This is a genomic window from Photobacterium alginatilyticum (assembly GCF_009910675.1).
Lineage (GTDB): Bacteria > Pseudomonadota > Gammaproteobacteria > Enterobacterales > Vibrionaceae > Photobacterium > Photobacterium alginatilyticum.
Genome location: NZ_RSEJ01000166.1, coordinates 1 through 764 on the forward strand (window position 1 = coordinate 1; position 764 = coordinate 764).

Annotated in this window: 1 protein-coding gene; it reads right to left on the reverse strand. The window is 46.3% G+C overall.

Annotated elements, in window-relative coordinates:
- Window positions 1-475: 475 nt before the first annotated feature.
- Window positions 476-764: hypothetical protein (locus tag EIZ48_RS29255; protein ID WP_205298645.1), on the reverse strand; the 289-nt coding region annotated here is incomplete at its 5' end.

The following is a 764-nucleotide window of genomic DNA, read 5'->3' on the forward strand; positions in this document are numbered from 1 at the left end:
CTAGGAAAAGAGGTCTTCCGACGGCTGGAATATCACATCAACGATTCAGCAATTCGTTGGGCGCAATCCACCCTAATTCTAATGGCAAGGAACAATTATCGTGCGTAAATTATGTGGGGATCCGCCAGCGCCTGCAATAAGGTGCCCCACACCGAACTAGCAAAGCACATTGAACTCCATACCAAAACCGCCGAGTGTAACGGGTCACCTTGATTGCTTTGTTATGCAACTCCATCCTAGAATGCTGTCTCTACATGGGCGAAGACCTATCCGCATATGATCTCCTTTCGCCGGGACAACAACGAATACTGGACTTAAGAGCGCAGATAACTTTCAGCAACTGTAAGCCAGCCGAGCTTTCTTACCTGCCTGACACCAAACTTGATTGGCTGCCCTTCAATGAAGCTGAAAGCCTAAGGGAGCGCTACTTCCTGAAACCACGGAACAAAAAGGGTGTTAAACGAAAGCCTGACGGTTAGTTCTCAAAGACAACCAAGAAACATTCAACTAGCCTATCCTCGGAGCCAAAAGGCAGCCTTTCGCTGAACGAATGGCCAGAGAGTTCGTGGTATTGAACGATGAACCTTCTACCATTGATGAACTTGGCTCTAAGGTGCATAACGCCAACATAAGGTGCGCCACAATAAACTAACCAAGCGCACCAAACTCCATACCAAAACTGCCGAGTGTAAAGCGTCACCTTGATGTTTTTGTTATGTTTTATGGTATACACCCTTACCATACCTTTGGATGTAATTGTAAAA